Raw genomic sequence first — 17,983 nt, forward strand, 5'->3', positions numbered from 1 at the left:
AGGTCCCGCCGTGGCCGAAAGCACCGCCGTCGACACCAGCGACACCGCAGACGACACCGTCACCGCCGACACCGGCGACACCCGACCGACGAAGATCACGTACGTCGCCGAAGCGACCGCGCACGGCGGCCGCGACGGGTTCGTGACCAGTCAGGACGGCCAGATCGGGCTCAAGGTGGCGATGCCGCCGGAGCTGGGCGGGGACGGCAACGGCACCAATCCGGAGCAGCTCTTCGCGGCCGGATACAGCTCCTGCTTCCACAACGCGCTGATCCTCGTCGGCAACCGTGCGGGCTTCGACCTCACGGGGTCGACGGTGGCGGCGAAGGTCGGGATCGGCCCGAACAAGCACAAGGGCTACGGACTGGCCGTCGCCCTCAGCGTCTCGCTGCCCGTCCTGGACCGGGACCTCGCCGAGAAGCTGGTGGACGCCGCGCACCAGGTGTGCCCGTACTCCAACGCCACCCGCGGCAACATCGACGTGACGATCATCCTCGGCTAGGGGCGAGGGGCCGGCGGCGAACGGCGAACGGCCGGTCCGAGGGGCCGGCCGGGACCGCGTGCGAGGAATCACCGGCCGCGCGGGCGTGTTGCCCCCAGGAGTGCGGGAGCAGCCGGGAGAGGACGTGCGGGCGTGGACGTGAGCGGTGCGGTGACCGAGGGCTTCGAGCCCGTACGGGAGGCGTTCGTCCGCAATTTCGAGGTGCTCGGCGACCGGGGCGCGGCGGTGACCGTCTACCGGGACGGGCACAAGGTCGTCGACCTGTGGGGCGGCACCCGGGACGTGGACGGCGTGGACGGCGACGCGCCCTGGGAACGGGGCACCGCGCAGATCGTGCGCTCGGCGACCAAGGGCGTCGCGGCCGCCGCGCTCCTGCTGCTGCATCAGCGCGGCGAACTGGACCTGGACGCGCCCGTGGGCACGTACTGGCCGCAGTACAAGGCGGCCGGCAAGGAACGGACCCTCGTACGGGACCTGCTGGCGCACCGCGCGGGCGTCCCCGTCCTGGACCGCCCCCTGACGCCCGCGGAGGCCGCCGATCCCGACCTGGGCGCGGCGGCGGTGGCGGCGCAGGCGCCCGTCTGGGAGCCCGGCACGGACCACGGGTACCACGCGCAGACGTACAGCTGGCTGACCGGCGAGCTGGTCCGGCGGGTCACCGGGCGGACCGTCGGCGCGTACGTCGCCGACGAGATCGCCGGGCCGGTGGGGGCCGACCTGTGGCTCGGACTGCCGCCGGAGCTGCACGCGCGCGTGGGGCGCGTGGGACAGGTGGAGGGGCCCGCACCGGCGGGAGCCCTCAGGACCCGCCCCAAGCCCGCCGTGACCGCCGCCTACGCCGACCCGGGCTCCCTCACCCGCCGCGCCTTCGCCGCGATCACCCCGCTCCCCGACGAGAACGACCCGGCCTACCGGTCCGCGGTGCTCCCCGCCTCCAACGGCATCGCGACCGCCGACGGCCTGGCCCGCTTCTACGCCTCCCTGATCGGCGAGGTGGACGGCGGGGTACGGCTGCTGCGCCCGGAGACGGTGGAACGGGCCCGCGGCGAGCGGTCGTCGGGCCCGGACCGCGTACTCGTCGTGAACACCCGCTTCGGCCTGGGCTACATGCTGCACGGGGCGGCCTCCCCGCTGCTGTCGCCCACCTCGTTCGGTCACCCGGGCCGCGGCGGCGCGCTGGGCCTCGCCGATCCCGCCTCGGGGATCGCCTTCGGCTACGTCACCAACGGGTTCCGCACGAGCGTGACGGCGGACCCGCGCGCGCAGGCGCTGCTGCGGGCGGTACGGACGGCCGTGGCGGCGGGCCGCTGACGCTCAGACGTTGATCGAGTGCGACTTGCGGCCCGAGTCGTCGTCGATCTCCACATGGGCCTTGGTGAGCAGGCGCATCGCGATCTCGTTGAGGGCGCGGGCGCCGGCGATCTCCTCGCCGACCCGCGGCTGGTCGACGTCCACGTTGTGCCGGGTGGCATGCCCCTGGGTCCTGATCTCGGTCCCGTCGGGCAGCCGCACCATCGCCACCGCGCGCGTGTGCCGGCCGTCCTCCTCGAACTCCAGCTCGACATGCCATCCGACAGTGGTGTGCATTGCGGTCATGGGGTCACCTCCGGAAGTCCTCATTCCAGGGTGCTCCCGCGAGCGCGCGGGCGCACCCAGTCGGCTCACGGCGGCGGACGCGACCCTCGCGGCGCGAGGTCAGCCGGTGTGCAGCATCAGTCCGATGCCGACGACGAGGATCCCGGCGGCGACGAGCCGCGGTGCGCCGAACCGCTCCTTGAAGAACACGGCGCCGATGGCCGCGGCGACGAGCACCGACGACTCCCGCAGCGCGGCGACGGGCGCCAGTTCGGCCCGGGTCTGCGCCCACAGGACGAGGCCGTACGCGAGGACGGACAGCGCGGCCCCGAGGAGGCCGAGGGCGGCGAAGGGGCGCAGGACGGCGGCGGTCCGCCCGCGCCAGCGGTGCACGGCGTACACGGGCAGCACGACGCCCTGCACGGCCATCAGCCAGGCGATGTACCCCAGCGAGGACCCCGAGGCGCGCACGCCGATGCCGTCGACGACCGTGTAGGCGGCGATGGTCGCCCCGGTGGCCAGCGCGGCCCCGATCGCCGGCCAGTCGGGCCGGCGTCCGCGCAGTCCCCACAGGGCGACGCCGGTCAGCCCCGCGCACGACAGCGCGACGCCGGCGGCCGCCCAGCCGTCCGGCACCTCGTGCGCGAAGACGGCGGCGAGCACGGTGACGACGAGGGGCGCGGAGCCGCGCGCGAGGGGGTAGGCCTGCCCGAAGTCCCCGAGCCGGAACGACCGCATCAGCAGCGCGTAGTAGGCGGTGTGGACGAGCACGGAGGCCAGCAGGTACGGCCACGCGCGGGCCGCCGGGAGAGGGGCGAACGGCACCAGCGCGAGCCCGATGACCATGCCGCCGCCGGCGATCAGCGTGAAGCCGACGAGCTTGTCGGTGATCCGGTGGGCGATGGCGTTCCAGCCGGCGTGCGTGAGCGCGGCGAGCAGGACGGCGGCGGTGACCAGCGGGGTCACGCGAGGGGCTCGCGCACGTGCGCGGGAGTCGCCCCGGCGTGCCGGACCAGGTCGCGCAGTGCTTCGGCGGAACGGGGGTGCGCTGCTGTCGTCGTCATGCACGGCACGCTAGCGGCCGGCGCGCGGGACGGGCGAACGGGTTGCGGGGCGGAGAAGAAGCCGGTGAGGGCGCCCCGTCCCCACGGAGCCCTCACCGGCGGTCCTCGGACGCACCGGGCCTACCGGTGCGTGCGGTAGTACGTCAGGCGCGTACCAGTGCGCGGTCCTCGTCGTCGTCCTTGGACGAGGCGGACCCGTCCGCGGTCCGCAGGCCCTCGCCCTCGACGTCGACGTTGGGCAGGACGCGGTCCAGCCACTTCGGCAGCCACCAGGCCTTCTTGCCGAGCAGCGCCAGCACCGCCGGCACGATCGCCATGCGCACGATGAACGCGTCGAAGAAGACGGCGATGGCGAGGCCGAAGCCGATCATCTTGATCATCGACTCGCTGGAGCTGATGAAGCCGCCGAAGACGGCCATCATGATGATCGCGGCGGCGGCCACCACCTTGGCGCTGTGCCGGAACCCGGTGACGACGGCCTGGCTCGGGCTCTCGCCGTGGACGTACGCCTCCCGCATCCGGGTCACGAGGAACACCTCGTAGTCCATCGCGAGGCCGAAGACCACGCCCACCATGAAGATCGGCATCATCGACATGATCGGGCCGGTCTCCTCGACGCCGATCAGGCCGCCGAGCCAGCCCCACTGGAAGACCGCGACCACGGCGCCGAGCGCGGCGAGCACGCTGAGCAGGAAGCCGAGGGCCGCCTTCAGCGGGACCAGGACGGAGCGGAAGACCACGATCAGCAGCAGGAACGCCAGGCCGACCACCAGGGCCAGGTACGGGACCAGCGCGTCGTTGAGCTTCTGCGAGAAGTCGATGTTCATCGCCGTGGTGCCGGTGACCAGCACCTGGGCGCCCGTGTCCGTCCGGACGTCGGCGCCCTGGCCGCGGATGGCGTGCACCAGGTCCTCGGTCCGCGTCGAGGACGGCTTGGAGTCCGGGATCACGGTGATCGTCGCGGTGTCGCCGGCCTTGTTGAACATCGCCGGGGTGACCGTGACGACGTCCTCGAGGTCCTTGATCCCGTCGGTGACCGACGTGGCCGCGGCCTTGGGGTCGTCGCTGTCCTTGGCGTCGACCACGATCATCAGGGGGCCGTTGAAGCCGGGGCCGAAGCCTTCCGACAGCAGGTCGTAGGCCCGGCGCTGGGTGGTGGAGGTGGGCTGCGAGCCGTCGTCGGGCAGGCCCAGTTCGAGCTGGGTGGCGGGGACGGCGATCGCGCCGAGACCGAGTACGCCGAGCAGCAGCACGGCGGCCGGCCGGCGGATGACGAAGCTCGCCCAGCGGACGCCCGGGCCGGGCCTGGCCGGCTTGCCCCGGCCGTCCTGCGCGGTCTGTCCCGCCCGCCCGGCGGCCTTGGTGCGCTTCTCGCCGGTGGCCCTGATCCTGCGGCCCGCGTAGCCGAGCAGTGCCGGGATCATCGTCAGCGCGATGAGGACGGCGACCACGACCGTGCCCGCCGCGGCGAGGCCCATCTTGGTCAGCATCGGCACGTTGACGACCGCGAGGCCGGCCAGCGCGATCACGACCGTGAGTCCGGCGAAGACGACCGCGGATCCGGCGGTGCCGGTGGCCCGGCCGACCGCCTCCTCGCGGTCCCGGCCCTCGGCCAGTTCGCTCCGGTAGCGGGAGACGATGAACAGCGCGTAGTCGATGCCGACCGCGAGCCCGATCATCAGCGCGAGGGTGGAGGTGGTGTCGCCGAGGTCGAGCGCCTTGGCGAGGGCGGTGATCGTGGAGACGCCGATACCGACGCCGATGATCGCGGTCAGCAGCGGCAGTCCGGCCGCGACCAGCGATCCCAGGGTGATGACGAGGACGACGGCGGCGATCGCGAGACCGACGGCCTCGCCGATCGCGCCCGGCTCGGCCCCGGCCTGGAGGGCGTCGCCCCCGACATCCACGGTCAGTCCGGTGGCCCGGGCGTCGTCGCCGGCCTTCTCCAGGGCCTGCCGGGTCGGGTCCGTCAGTTCCATGCCGGGCGCGTCGTACTTCACCGACGTGTAGGCGACCGTGCCGTCCTTGCTCACGGCGCCGGTGGTGAAGGGGTCGGTGACGGAGACGACCTCGGAGCCGTCGCCGAGCGTCTTGACGGTCTTCTCGACGGTCGCCCGGTTGGCGGCGTCGGTCATCTTCTCGCCCTCGGGCGCCTTGAAGACGATGCGTCCGGTCGCACCGTCGGCGCTGGCGCCGGGGAAGCGCTGTTCCAGCAGGTCGAAGGCCTTCTGGGCCTCGACTCCGGGAATCGAGAAGGAGGTCGAGCCGGCGGCGGGCGCGGAGGCCGCGCCGACACCGGCGAGAGTCAGCAGCGCCACCCATATGAGGGCGACGAAGTGGCGTCGCCGGAAGGCGAGCCGGCCGAGTTTGTAGAGGAACGTGGCCACGGAGGCGTACTCCCGGTCAGGTCGTGGTGCGGGGCGGCAGGCCCCAGGGGCAGGGTTGACCAACCCGGCGGGGAGGCAGGGGTGATCGGCCCGACGACGTGAGCGGTGACGTCAGGTTGGGCGGACCGCGGGGACGGTCAGGTGGTGGGGCTTCGCACGCCGAGGGCAGGGAGGACCACGGCGTCGATGTACGCGAGGAGGAAGGCCTGCGTCGGCGGCTGTTCGTCGAGCATGGTGCGGGCGGCGAACGCGCCGATCATCATGTGCGGCACGTAGTCGAGGGCGGGATTGTCCGCGGGGACCTCGCCCCGGTCGATCGCCCGTTGCAGGACACGGCGGAACTCCGCCATCTCCGGCTCGACGAGGTGTTCCTTGAACGCCTTCAACAGGTCCGGGTTGGCGTGGATGGCCATCGCCAGCCCTCGCATCAGCGCGGAGTTCTGCTCCATCTCGCAGTCGTCCGAACGCAGGGTGAGGGCGTGCAGGTCGCCCCGCAGCGATCCGGTGTCGACACCGTCCGCGGAGGCGCCGGGCTTGTCGTGGCGCACCGCCTTCGCGACCAGCTCGGCCTTGCCGCCCCACTGGCGGTAGAGCGTCGCCTTGCTGGACCGGGTACGGGTGGCGACGGCGTCCATGGTGAGGGCGTCGTAGCCGACCTCGCGGAGCAGGTCGAGCACGGCCCGGTACAGCTCGGCCTCGCGCTCGGGCGTGATGCGACTGCGACGCGCCGTTGCGATCTCAGTCATGCCACTCACCTTCCGGCTCCGTCTTCGTCCACGCTTCTCGTACACCCTGAACATACCCCGAGAATCAACGAAACGAAACCGTTTCGTACGTGTGCTGGCTCACGAAGGTGAAGCCCGCGTAAGAGGGGCGCACGACTTGCCCGGCCCCATTCGCCGGAAAAGCATGGACAGGTGAGCTATCTGCGCCTGCCCCACCTCAACGGTGACCTGCTGTGCTTCGTGGCCGAGGACGACCTCTGGCTGGCCCCCCTGGACGGCCCCGGCCGCGCCTGGCGGCTCACCGCCGACCGCACCAAGGCCGGGCACCCCCGCTTCTCCCCCGACGGCAGCCAGATCGCGTACACGAGCTGGCGCAGTCTCGTCCCGGAGATCCACCTGGTGCCCGTGGACGGCGGACCCGGGCGGCAGCTGACCTACTGGGGCAGCTCCGACACCCAGGTCCGCGGCTGGACACCCCCCGACCAGGACGGCACCAGCGACATCCTCGCCGTCGCCTCCCACGGCGAGCCCTTCTCCTACTTCACCTGGGCCTACAAGCTCGCCACCGACGGCGACCCCGGCCGCAAACTCCCCTGGGGCCCGGTCTCCGACCTCCAGTGCGCCGACCTCGACGGCGAGCGCAGAACCCTCCTGCTCACCGGCACCCCACCGCACGAACCCGCCGCCTGGAAGCGCTACCGGGGCGGGGCGACGGGCCGCCTGTGGCTGCACGGGCACCGGCTCCTGGAGGACCTCGACGGCCATCTGCACTCCCCCCTCTTCGCCGGCGGCCGGATCGCCTTCCTCTCCGACCACGAAGGCGTCGGCAACCTCTACTCCTGCGCCCACGACGGCTCCGACCTGCGCCGGCACACCGACCACGACGCCTTCTACGCCCGGCACGCCGCGAGCGACGGCACGCGCGTGGTGTACCAGTGCGCGGGGGACCTGTGGATCGTCGACGACCTCGCCGCCGGCTCCGCGCCGCGCCGGATCGACGTACGGCTCGGCGGGCCGCGCGCGGGGCGCCGGCCGTACCAGATCCCGGCCGCCCAGCACGTGGACGGCATCTCCGTCGACGAGACGGGACGGGCGAGCGCGGTCGTCGTCCGCGGCAGCCTGTACTGGCTGACGCACCGGGACGGCCCCGCCCGGACGATCACCGACACCCCCGGGGTACGGGTCCGGCTGCCGGAGATGCTCGGCCCGGGCGGCCGGATCGCCTATGTCACGGACGCGGAGGGCGAGGACGCCGTCGAGATCGCCCACCTGCCGCGGGCCACCGGCGCCCGCGAGCCCCGGCGGCTGGCCGCGGGACGGCTCGGGCGGGTCCTGGAGATGGTCTGCGACCCGCAGGGCGAACGCCTCGCCGTCGCCTCGCACGACGGACGGCTGCTGCTGATCACGGTCCCCGACGACCTCACCGTCCCCGACGGCGACCCCGAAGACGCCCCGGAAGGCGACAGCCCTCCCGGGGGCGGGGCCGAGGTCACCGAGCTGGCCGCCTCGGCCAACGGGCCCGTGCGCGACCTGGCCTTCTCCCCCGACGGCAGCTGGCTGACCTGGTCGCACCCGGGGATCGGCCGGTCGCTGCGGCAGATCAGGATGGCCCGCATGAAGGACCGGCTCGTCGTGGACGTCACGGACGGCCGCTTCGAGGACGAGAACCCGGTCTTCACCCGGGACGGCCGCTACCTGGCCTTCCTCTCCTGGCGCGGCTTCGACCCGGTGTACGACGTGCACACCGGCGACCTGTCCTTCCCGCTGGGCTGCCGCCCCTACCTCGTGCCGCTGTCGTCGGCGACCCCCTCGCCCTTCGCCCTCACCCCGGAGGGCCGCCCGGCCGCCGGAGGCCTGGACCCCGTCGCCGACGACGAGGGCGGCGACGGGACCGTGACCGTCGAGACCGAGGGGCTGGAGAGCCGGGTCACGCCGTTCCCGGTGCCGGCGTCCAAGTACTCGGCGCTGTACCCGGTGGCGGGCGGCGGGCTGGTGTGGCTGCGCTGGCCGATCTCCGGCGCGCTCGGCGAGACGTTCGCCAACCCGGACGACACCAGCGGACGGCCGACGCTCGAACACTTCGGCATCGGCAAGGCGAAGCGGACCGAACTCGTCGACCACCTCGACTGGTTCGCGCTCAGCGGGGACGGCTCCCGGCTGGTCGTGGTCGACGAGGGCGACCTGCGGGCCGTGCCGTCCTCGGAGAGCGGCGACCTGGACTCCACGGTCTGGATCGACCTGCGGCGCATCCTGCACGAGGTGGACCCCGGCGCCGAGTGGCGCCAGTCCTACGAGGAGGCCGGGCGGCTGATCCGCGCGTACTTCTGGGACCCGGGCATGTGCGGCATCGACTGGGACGCGATCCTCGACCAGTACCGGCCGCTCGTCGAACGGGTCGCGTCGCCGGACGAGTTCGCCGACCTGCTGCGTGAGGTGCTGGGCGAACTGGGCACGTCCCACGCCTATGTCACCGCCGCCCGCCGCAACGAGGGCCCGCCGCACTACCAGCGCCTCCAGGGCCTGCTGGGCGCCAACCTCGTGCACCGCGAGGCGGGCTGGACGGTCCGGCGGATCCTGCCGGGCGACTCCTCCGACTCCAAGGCGCGCTCCCCGCTGGCCGGTACGGGGATCCGGGAAGGAGCCGTGCTCACGCACGTGAACGGCCGCGCCGTCGACCCGGTGACCGGCCCGTACCCGCTGCTGGCCGGCGCGGGCGGCACCACCGTCGAACTCACCTTCACCCCGGCCGAGGGCGCGGGCGGCCGCCCGCGCCGGGTGGCCGTGGTCCCGCTCACCGACGAACGGACCCTGCGCTACCAGGACTGGGTGGCCAAACGCCGCGCCGTGGTGAGGGAGTTGAGCGACGGCCGGTGCGGCTATCTGCACATCCCCGACATGGGCGGTTCGGGCTGGGCCCAGTTCAACCGCGACCTGCGGATGGAGATGTCCAGGCCGGCGCTGCTGGTGGACGTGCGCGGCAACGCGGGCGGCCACATCAGCGAGCTGGTGGTGGAGAAGCTGACCCGCAGGATCCTGGGCTGGGACCTCACCCGTGACGCACAGCCGGTGTCGTACGCCTCGAACGCGCCGAGGGGTCCGGTGGTGGCCCTCGCCGACGAGGCGACCTCCTCGGACGGCGACATGATCACGGCCGCCTTCAAACTGCTGGGGCTCGGCCCCGTGGTCGGTCAGCGCACCTGGGGCGGCGTCGTCGGCATGACCGGACGCCACCGGCTCGGCGACGGCACGGTCATCACCGTCCCCATGAACGCCGCCTGGTTCGACGCCTACGGCTGGTCGGTGGAGAACGAGGGCGTCACCCCCGACCTCGAAGTGCTGCGCACCCCCCTCGACTGGGCCGAGGGCCGCCACGCCCAGCTCGACGACGCCGTACGGCTGGCCCTGGACCTGCTCACCGACCATCCGCCGGCCACCCCGCCCGGTCACGAGAACGTGCCCGACCGCTCGCGGCCCCCGCTGCCCCCGCGCGACGCCGGCTGAACCGCCGCGCACCGGCCACGAACGCAGGGGCGCCCTCCCGAGGGAGGGCGCCCCACGTCAACGCGTCAGCCTGGAACGGCTAGACGTCGAAGTCCTGCGCGATGCGCTCGGTGTCCTCGCGCCGCATCCGCTCCGGCTGCTGGCCGGAACGCTCGCCGGGCCGCTCACCGGGACGCCCGCCGGACCGCTCACCGGGACGCTCGCCCGGGCGCTCACCGGGACGCTCGCCCGGACGCTGCTGGCCACGCTGCTGGGCCTGCTCCTTGGCCTGCCCGACCTTCTGCTTGGCCTGCTGCTTGAACTGCTCGGCCTGGTCCTGGAACTTGTCCTTCATACCCATGTGGGTTCACTCCTGTGGGAGATGAGGGGATCTGGGCCCCTTGGTGGGGCCTCGACCAGATTCACACGGGCGCTCACCCCACGCATCTCGATCAACTACGCTGCGTAGCCCTGGCCTGTTCGTCGGCGGAACCGCCCGCGCCCACCAGGCCCGTGCGCATCCCTTGCAGCCTGGGCGCGAACCGCCTCATCTCCCGTTGTCCCACCGTGCCGATGAGCCCGGGCAGGTAGCCGCGCACGCCCTGCATGCCCCGCAGCCACCACTGTCCGTACACGTGCGAGGAACGCCGCTCGATCCCGGCCACGAGCCGGTCGACGGCCGGCCCCAGCGGGTACGTCTTGTTGGCCGGCCACGGCAGCCGCTGCCTCAACTCCCGCATGACGTCGTCCTGATCGGCCCCCCGCACCATGTCGGTGTCGGTCCAGGACAGATAGCCGACGCCGACCCGGACCCCCAGGTGAGCGACCTCGGCGCGCAGACTGTGCGCGTACGCCTCCACGCCCGACTTGGACGCGCAGTACGCGGTCATCATCGGCGCCGGGGTGATCGCGGCGAGCGAGGCGATCTGGAGCAGGTAGCCGCGGCTCTCCCGCAGCAGCGGCAGGAACGCGCGGGCCGTGACGGCGGAGCCGATCAGATTGACCTCGATGACCCGGCGCCAGGCCTGCGGGTCGGAGTCGGCGAACGGACCGCCGTTGGCGACACCGGCGTTGGCGACCACGATGTCCACCTTGCCGAAGCGCTCCTTCACCTGCGCCGCGACGCGGGTCATCGCCTCGTGGTCGGTGACGTCGGCGTACCAGTGGTCGCTGTCGCCGTGCAGCCGCTCGCAGACCCGCTTGAGCTCGTCCGGCTCCAGGCCGATCAGCGCGACCTTCGCGCCGCGCGCGGAGAGCTTGCGGGCGAGCAGCTCCCCGACGCCCCGCGCGGCCCCGGTCACTACGGCGACCCGTCCTTCGAGGCTGACCCCGCTCATGCGCCCTCCTTCGACTGTGCGTACGTGGTGACGAGTTCCCGGATCCGGCCGGTGACCAGTTCGGGTGCCTCGACCGGTGTCATGTGGCCGAGGCCGGGCAGTTCGGTGAGCCCGACGCAGTGCGGGAGCGAGGCGGCGATCCGGCGGGCGTGCACCGGCGGGGTGAGCCGGTCCCCGGTCCCGACGATCACCGCCGTCGGCACGCTCAGCGCGGCGACGCCGTGGTCGAGGTCGAGCAGGTTCAGCACGTGCGACCAGGTGTGCCGCACCTTGCGCGGGCAGGCGTGCACGATGCGGGCGCACGCGTCCACCATGTGCGGGGCCGAACCGGCGCCCATGGTGGCGTACTTGAGGATCCGCTTGGCGACCGGCGTGACCGGTCCGAGGGGCGCCCGGGACCCGAGGACGTGCCGGGTCAGCCAGGTCCGCAGCCGGCCGGGCGGCAGCGGCAGCACGGTGGACTCGGCGACCAGCGCCGAAGCACCGGTGCTGCACAGCAGGACGGCCGCCGCGTGCTCCCGGAAGCCGTCCCTGGCGGCCGCCGCCAGCACGGTCATGCCGCCCATGGAGTGCCCGGCGATCACTGCCTGCTCGCCGGGCGCGAGCGTCGCGGCGAGGACGGCCTCCAGGTCGTCGGCGAGGGTGTCGGTGCTGCACACGGCGCTGGGCCGGGTGCGTCCGTGGCCGCGCTGGTCGTAGGCGATGACGCGGTGGTCGGCGGCGAGGTCGCGGATCTGGTCCGCCCAGAACGCGGTCGAGCACGTCCACCCGTGGGCCAGCACGACGGCCGGCGCGCCCGCGCGACCGTGGACCTCGACGTGCAGCGGGGTGCCGTCCGCGGACACGGCGGTGAGCTCATGGACCGGCCCGGGGGTCGGTCCGGTGGCCGGCCGGGGAGTCGGCCGGGGGGTGGAGGCGCCGGAGGAAGCGGCCGGGGAGGTCACGCCGTCACCTCGTTCCCGCCGACGGGCTCCTGCGCGGCCGCGCCGGCCGCCGGACGCACCCGCGGGGCGCGCAGGACCTCGTACTCCGCGAGGTCCACGCGCCGGGTGGCGCGCCGGAACTCGGCCGTCGTGCCCGGCCAGACGGTGGTGTTGCGGCCGTTCGCGTCCAGGTACCAGCTGGTGCAGCCGCCGGTGTTCCACACCGTGCGCTTCATCCGCTCCTGCACCCGCCGGTTCCAGGCGTGCACGGCGCTCGGACGGGCGTCCAGGGCCGCGCGCCCGCGCCCCGTGCCACCGGGCCCCGGGGAGCCCGCCAGGAGGTCGAGCTGGCGCAGGTAGTCGGCCATGTAGGCGAGCTGCGACTCGATCATCAGGATCATCGAGGAGTTCCCGAGGCCCGTGTTGGGGCCGATGATCGTCATCCAGTTGGGGAATCCGGCGGCGGAGGCTCCGCGCAGGGCCTCCATGCCGTCCTTCCAGCTCTCCGCGAGCGTGCGCCCGTCCGCGCCCACCACCCGTTCGGCGATCGGCATGTCGGTGACGTGGAAGCCGGTGCCGAAGACGATCACGTCGGCCTCGGCCTCGGTGCCGTCGGCGGCCACCAGCGTGGATCCGCGGATCTCGCTCAGCCCGCTCGCGACGACGTCCACGTTGGGCTGCGCGAGGGCGGGATAGTAGGTGCTGGACAGCAGGATCCGCTTGCAGCCGATGCGGTAGTCCGGGGTGAGCCGGGCGCGCAGGGCCGGGTCCTTGATGGCGCGGGCCATGTTCTGCTTCGCGAGCCGCTCGACCAGACCGAGCTGGTTCGGATGCTTGGTGAACGCCTGGACCTGGAGCTCGCGGATGCCCCAGAGCAGCCCGCGGCGCATCCGGGCCGTGGCGGGCAGCGCCCGGTGCAGGGCGCGCTCCGCGCCGCTGACCGCCCGGTCGACGCGGGGCATCACCCAGGGCGGGGTGCGCTGGAAGAGCGTCAGGCGCGAGACGTCGGGCTGGACGGCGGGGACGATCTGGATGGCGGAGGCGCCGGTGCCGACCACGGCGACCCGCTGTCCGGTGAGGTCGGCGTCGTGGTCCCAGCGCGCCGAGTGGAAGACCTTGCCGGGGAAGGTGTCGAGACCCGGGATCTGCGGGACCTTCGGGTCGGACAGCGGTCCGGTGGCCGACACGACCACGTCGGCGCGGTAGCGCCCGCCGGTGGTCTCGATGTCCCAGCACAGCTCCTGCGCGTCCCACGTCGTCCGCAGCACCTCGGTGTCGAACCGCAGGTGCGGGCGGAGTCCGAAGGAGTCCGCGACGTGCTCCAGGTAGGCGCGGATGTGCTCCTGCCCGGAGAAGGTGCGCGGCCAGTCGGGGTTGGGCGCGAAGGAGAAGGAGTACAGGTGGGAGGGCACGTCACAGGCGCACCCCGGATAGCTGTTGTCCCGCCAGGTCCCGCCGACGCTGCCCGCCCGCTCCAGGACGACGAAGTCGGTGATCCCCTCGCGGCGCAGCCGCACGGCGGCCCCCAGTCCTCCGAAACCGGACCCGATCACCGCCACCCGTACGTGTTCGGTCATCCCGACGCCTCCTAGCCGTGCGTGCGACTCTGCGGACTGACTATGCCAGTGAACACTGGCGCAATGGGAGCGTAGAGCAGCTCCGTACCGATGGGTAGGGCCGGGAGAGGGAAAGTTACCGGCGGTACAACATAGGCTTCGCCCGTGACGGACAAGCGGGAGTACCGAACGGAGGAGCTGGCCGCGGAGGCCGGCATCACGGTGCGCACCCTGCGCTTCTACCGCGAGCGCAAACTGCTCGCGCCACCCCGGCGCGAGGGCCGCATCGCCTGGTACGACGATCATCACCTGGCCCGTCTGCGCACCATCGCGGCGCTGCTGGAACGCGGCCACACCCTCACCGGCATCGCGGAGCTGGCCGACGCCCTCGACCACGGCCGCGGTGTCGCCGACCTCCTCGGCGTCGGCGGCCCCACCGAGGAGGAGCCGGTCCGGCTGACCCCCGAGGAGCTCGCCGCGCGCTTCGAGGGCCAGGTCACCACGGAGAACCTCGCCGCCGCCCTGGACCTGGGCTACCTGGGCACCGACGGCGACGAGATCGTCCACATCAGCCGCCGTCTGCTGGACGTCTCCTCCGCCCTGGTGCGCGAGGGCATCCCGCTCGCCGAGGTCCTCGCGGCGGGTGTCCGGGTCCGCGAGCACGCCGACGCCCTCGCCGACCTCTTCGCCGACCTCATCCTGCGCCACGCGACCGAGGCCGACCTGCCCCGTCTGCGCCCCCTGGCCCGCAGCGTCGTCGAGGCGGAACTCTCCCTCGCCCTGGACCGACGGCTGCACAACGCGACCTGAGGGACCCCGCCCCGAGGGACCCCCGGGAGGTCCTCCTCAGGTCGTGGACGAGGCAGCCCCTCAGGTCACCTCAGAGGTCGTAGACCACGGTGACCGGGGCGTGGTCCGACCAGCGCTCGCCGTGCGTGGCCGCCCGCTCCACGAGCCCCTTGACGGCCTTGTCCCCGAGAGCGGGCGTCGCCACCTGGAGGTCGATGCGCCAGCCCGAGTCGTTGTCGAAGGCGCGCCCCCGGTACGACCACCAGGTGTACGGGCCCGTCGCGTCCGGGTGCAGCGACCGCACGACGTCCCGGTAGCCGCCGTCCGCGGGGTCGAGGACCCGGGTCAGCCAGTCCCGCTCCTCCGGGAGGAAACCCGAGTTCTTCGTGTTGGAGCGCCAGTTCTTCAGATCGGCCTGCTGGTGGGCGATGTTCCAGTCGCCGCAGACCAGGACCTCACGGCCGTCGGCTGCGGCCCGGACGCGCAGCTCCTTGAGGTAGGCCAGGAACTCGTCCATGAAGCGGACCTTCTCGTCCTGCCGGTCCGTGCCGGCCTCGCCGGAGGGCAGGTAGAGGGAGGCGATCGTCACACCCGGCAGGTCGGCCTCCACGTAGCGGCCGCTGCCGTCGAACTCGGCCGAGCCGAAGCCGACGCGGACGGCGTCCGGTTCACGGCGGCTGTAAAGGGAGACGCCGGCACGGCCCTTGGCGGCGGCCGGGGCGTGGGTGACGAACCAGCCCTCGGGCGCCCGCACCGTCTCCGGCAGCTGCTCCGGCTCGGCCCGCACCTCCTGGAGGCACAGCACGTCGGCGGAGGTGTCCGCGAGCCACTCCACGAAGCCCTTCTTCGCGGCGGCACGCAGTCCATTCACGTTCACGGAGGTCACGGTCAGCACCCGGGCACGATACAGGCACGGTTGCGGACGGATACCGGCACACTGGACGGGGTCCGAACCCGTTCCGTCCAGAAACCTGCATACAACTACAGTGAGCAGCATGAATATACGCCCGGTCCCCTTCGACCACCCCGACGCCGTCAAGCTCAACGACGAGGTCCAGGCCGAGTACCACGAGCGGTACGGCGACGGCGGCGACGCCACGGTCCTGCAACCGTCCGACTTCCAGCACCCGCGCGGGGTCTACCTCATCGCCTACGACGAGTTCGACCGGCCCGTGGCCACCGGCGGCTGGCGCAGCCAGGACCACGACGGCAAGGGCCACGAGGACGGCGACGCCGAACTCAAGCGGATGTTCGTGATCCGCGAGGTCCGCGGCAGAGGCCTGGCCCGGCGGATGCTCAGCGCGCTGGAGGACGACGCGCGGGCGGCCGGCCGCACCAGGATGGTCCTGGAGACCGGCACCGAGCAGCCGGAGGCCATCGCCCTGTACACCTCCAGCGGGTACGAGCCGTGCGTGAAGTTCGGCTACTACCGCGAGTACGAGAACAGCCGCTGCTACGCCAAGCCCCTCGGTTCCTGAACCGGACCCCCTCGGTTCGGGACCGGGCCGACCCGGTGCGGGAACGGGCTCGCCCGGCCCCTGCGCGCCTCAGCCCCTGAGGTAGGCGAGCACCGCGAGGACGCGGCGGTGCGTGTCGTCCGCGGGAGGGAGGTCCAGCTTGGTGAGGATGCCGCCGATGTGCTTGCCCACGGCCGCCTCCGACACCACGAGCTGACGGGCTATCGCCCCGTTGGACTTCCCCTCCGCCACCAGCGCCAGCACCTCCCGCTCGCGCGGGGTGAGCCGGGCCAGCGGATCCCGGCGCCGGCGCAGCAGCTGCCGTACGACCTCCGGGTCGACGACCGTGCCGCCGGCCGCGACCTCCCCGAGCGCGTCCACGAACTGCTCGACCTGGCCCACCCGGTCCTTGAGCAGGTATCCGACTCCCGTGCCGTCACCGGAGTCGAGGAGCTCGGCCGCGTACGCGCGCTGCACGTACTGGCTCAGGACGAGCACCGGCAGCCCGGGCCGCTCGGCGCGCAGCCGCACCGCGGCCCGCAGTCCCTCGTCCTGGAAGGCGGGCGGCATGCGCACGTCGGTGACGACGACGTCCGGTGTGTGGTCGGCGACCGCCCGGAGCAGGCCCGGCGCGTCGCCCACCGCCGCCACGACCTCGTGCCCGAAGCGGGCCAGCAGCGCCGTCAGACCGTCGCGCAGCAGCACCCCGTCCTCGGCGAGAACTACGCGCAACCCCCGCACCCCGCCTCCGTCGTCGGGCCCACCACCCGCGTCGTCCCGCTCGGCGGAACCGGCTCGCTCGGCGGAGACGGCTCGTCCGTCCGGATCGGCTCGCAAGGGATCTCCACACGCAGCAGGGTCGGTCCGCCCGGCGGACTGGTCAGCGTCAGTCTTCCATCGAGCACCGACACCCGGTCGGCGAGACCGGTGAGCCCGGTGCCCCGCGCGCCGTCGGCGCCGCCCCGGCCGTCGTCCTGCACCTCCAGGACGAGCAGCCGTCCCGCCCGGTGCTCCGCACGCACGCGCGCGTGCGCGGCCCTGCTGTGCCGGGCCACGTTGGCCAGCGCCTCGCGGACCACGAAGTACGCGGCGGCCTCGACGGCCTGCGGGAGCCGCGGCGACGGCCGGTCGAACTCCACGTCCACCGGGACGGGCGAGCGGTCGGCCGCGTCGGCGACGGCCGCCTCCAGGCCGTAGTCGGCGAGGACCTGGGGGTGGATGCCGTGGATCAGCTCGCGCAGTTCGGCGAGGGCCGCGCCCGCCTCCTCGTGGGCACGCGCGAGCTGCCCCGCGAGCGGTCCGCCGGGCGGGGCGTCCAGCCGGGCGAGACCGAGGCTCATGCTCAGCGCGACGAGCCGCTGCTGGGCGCCGTCGTGCAGATCGCGTTCGATACGACGGCGCTCCGCCTCGAAGGCGTCGACCAACCGCGCGCGTGACCGCGTCAGTTCGACGACCCTGGACCGCGGATCGCCACCGCGCGGGGCGACGAGGAGCCGGGTCAGCGCGGCCCTGCCGCCCGCCGCCGCCCCGAGCACGTACCCGCCCGCGGCCAGCAGCAGCAGGCCCAGCGCGGCGGCGCCGCACGCGGCCGGCCAGCCGGTGACCGTCCACACCTTGAGCACCTTCGTCTCGCGTCCCCCGCCGGCCGTCGCCAGCAGCAGCGGGGTCGCGAGCGTCGCGAGGGGGACGAGCAGGGCGACGGTCAACAGGAGCGCCTCGGCCGGCCACACGAAACAGGCGGTGAGCAGGGTGTGGCCGAGCTCCCGCCAGGTGGCCCGTTCCCGCAACCGGGTGGCGAGCCAGCGGCGCAGACCCGGCGACGGGGGCTCGGCGTGCGCGCCGCTCGCGTCGTCGCCGTCGACGAGCCGCAGCCGTCGCCGCTCCAGGGCGGCCACCGGCAGACCGGCGAAGGCGAGGGCCGCGAGCAGCGGCAGCCCGACGAGGACGACCGCGAGGACCGAGCCCACCGCCACCACCGCGACCAGGGCGACGAGGACCGCCGCTCCGGTCACCGCGCCCGTCAGCAGATAGGCGGCGGCCCGCCAGGGCCACGGCGAGAGCAGGTATCCCGGGCGGAGCAGTGCCTGCCACACGTTGCGGGGATGCATGCGGATCACCGTAGAAGGGGGCGGGGCGCCGGGGCCATCGGTGCGGCCGTAGGTCCGGGGGTATGCCTGGCCCCACCCCG

General features: G+C 73.4%; 16 protein-coding genes. 5 read left to right on the forward strand and 11 right to left on the reverse strand.

Translation table 11 applies throughout. The features are described from left to right. The first annotated feature begins 94 nt into the window (after positions 1 to 94). Both Saso_RS15830 and Saso_RS15835 read left to right on the forward strand, forming a co-directional pair. On the forward strand, positions 95 to 502 hold the full coding sequence (locus Saso_RS15830) for an organic hydroperoxide resistance protein (RefSeq protein ID WP_189921406.1): 408 nt from the start codon (positions 95 to 97) through the stop codon (positions 500 to 502). A 132-nt stretch (positions 503 to 634) separates the two neighbouring features. Then, positions 635 to 1,813, forward strand: coding sequence for a serine hydrolase domain-containing protein (locus tag Saso_RS15835; protein ID WP_189920817.1), 1,179 nt, complete (start codon positions 635 to 637; stop codon positions 1,811 to 1,813). Positions 1,814 to 1,816: 3 nt separating this feature from the next. Here the strand turns inward: Saso_RS15835 and Saso_RS15840 are convergent, their stop codons facing one another. The 4 genes from Saso_RS15840 to Saso_RS15855 all read right to left on the reverse strand — a co-directional run bounded on the left by Saso_RS15840 (position 1,817) and on the right by Saso_RS15855 (position 6,274). Next, positions 1,817 to 2,089: a DUF1876 domain-containing protein gene (locus tag Saso_RS15840; RefSeq protein ID WP_189921408.1), complete on the reverse strand. Its 273-nt coding sequence runs from the start codon at positions 2,087 to 2,089 to the stop codon at positions 1,817 to 1,819. 108 nt (positions 2,090 to 2,197) lie between these two features. Further along, complete coding sequence (locus tag Saso_RS15845) at positions 2,198 to 3,043, reverse strand: EamA family transporter (protein ID WP_189920820.1); 846 nt, start codon at positions 3,041 to 3,043, stop codon at positions 2,198 to 2,200. 241 nt (positions 3,044 to 3,284) lie between these two features. After that, entirely contained in the window at positions 3,285 to 5,528 is a 2,244-nt protein-coding gene (locus Saso_RS15850; protein WP_189920822.1) for an MMPL family transporter, read from the reverse strand. Positions 5,529 to 5,665: 137 nt separating this feature from the next. After that, positions 5,666 to 6,274 (reverse strand): TetR/AcrR family transcriptional regulator, encoded by a 609-nt coding sequence (locus Saso_RS15855; RefSeq protein WP_189920824.1) that lies wholly within the window; start codon positions 6,272 to 6,274, stop codon positions 5,666 to 5,668. Between the two features lie 171 nt (positions 6,275 to 6,445). Between Saso_RS15855 and Saso_RS15860 the strand changes: the two genes are divergently transcribed. Beyond that, positions 6,446 to 9,754: a S41 family peptidase gene (locus tag Saso_RS15860; RefSeq protein ID WP_189920826.1), complete on the forward strand. Its 3,309-nt coding sequence runs from the start codon at positions 6,446 to 6,448 to the stop codon at positions 9,752 to 9,754. Positions 9,755 to 9,833: 79 nt separating this feature from the next. Here Saso_RS15860 and Saso_RS15865 read toward each other — a convergent pair whose 3' ends face one another. The 4 genes from Saso_RS15865 to Saso_RS15880 form a co-directional block, all read right to left on the reverse strand. Beyond that, on the reverse strand, positions 9,834 to 10,094 hold the full coding sequence (locus Saso_RS15865; RefSeq protein ID WP_189920828.1) for a hypothetical protein: 261 nt from the start codon (positions 10,092 to 10,094) through the stop codon (positions 9,834 to 9,836). 91 nt (positions 10,095 to 10,185) lie between these two features. Beyond that, a complete protein-coding gene (locus Saso_RS15870) occupies positions 10,186 to 11,070 on the reverse strand; it encodes an SDR family oxidoreductase (protein ID WP_189920830.1) in 885 nt (294 codons plus the stop codon). After that, complete coding sequence (locus tag Saso_RS15875; protein ID WP_372442471.1) at positions 11,067 to 11,915, reverse strand: alpha/beta fold hydrolase; 849 nt, start codon at positions 11,913 to 11,915, stop codon at positions 11,067 to 11,069. Before Saso_RS15875 ends, Saso_RS15870 begins: the two co-directional genes overlap by 4 nt. 95 nt (positions 11,916 to 12,010) lie before the next feature. Continuing rightward, entirely contained in the window at positions 12,011 to 13,570 is a 1,560-nt protein-coding gene (locus Saso_RS15880) for a flavin-containing monooxygenase (protein WP_189920834.1), read from the reverse strand. Between the two features lie 144 nt (positions 13,571 to 13,714). Between Saso_RS15880 and Saso_RS15885 the strand changes: the two genes are divergently transcribed. Beyond that, positions 13,715 to 14,359: a MerR family transcriptional regulator gene (locus Saso_RS15885; protein WP_189920836.1), complete on the forward strand. Its 645-nt coding sequence runs from the start codon at positions 13,715 to 13,717 to the stop codon at positions 14,357 to 14,359. Between the two features lie 70 nt (positions 14,360 to 14,429). On the opposite strand, the gene Saso_RS15890 is transcribed toward Saso_RS15885, so the two are convergent. After that, a complete protein-coding gene (locus Saso_RS15890) occupies positions 14,430 to 15,233 on the reverse strand; it encodes an exodeoxyribonuclease III (RefSeq protein WP_189920838.1) in 804 nt (267 codons plus the stop codon). Positions 15,234 to 15,333: 100 nt separating this feature from the next. On the opposite strand from Saso_RS15890, the gene Saso_RS15895 reads away from it, so the two are divergent. Further along, on the forward strand, positions 15,334 to 15,816 hold the full coding sequence (locus tag Saso_RS15895; protein ID WP_189920840.1) for a GNAT family N-acetyltransferase: 483 nt from the start codon (positions 15,334 to 15,336) through the stop codon (positions 15,814 to 15,816). A 69-nt stretch (positions 15,817 to 15,885) separates the two neighbouring features. Here Saso_RS15895 and Saso_RS15900 read toward each other — a convergent pair whose 3' ends face one another. Continuing rightward, a complete protein-coding gene (locus tag Saso_RS15900; RefSeq protein ID WP_229901212.1) occupies positions 15,886 to 16,536 on the reverse strand; it encodes a response regulator in 651 nt (216 codons plus the stop codon). After that, the gene (locus tag Saso_RS15905; RefSeq protein ID WP_189920844.1) at positions 16,518 to 17,903 is read right to left on the reverse strand and encodes a sensor histidine kinase; all 1,386 of its coding nucleotides are present in this window, start codon (positions 17,901 to 17,903) and stop codon (positions 16,518 to 16,520) included. Before Saso_RS15905 ends, Saso_RS15900 begins: the two co-directional genes overlap by 19 nt. Positions 17,904 to 17,983 lie beyond the last annotated feature (80 nt).

The organism is Streptomyces asoensis (genome assembly GCF_016860545.1).
GTDB lineage: Bacteria > Actinomycetota > Actinomycetes > Streptomycetales > Streptomycetaceae > Streptomyces > Streptomyces asoensis.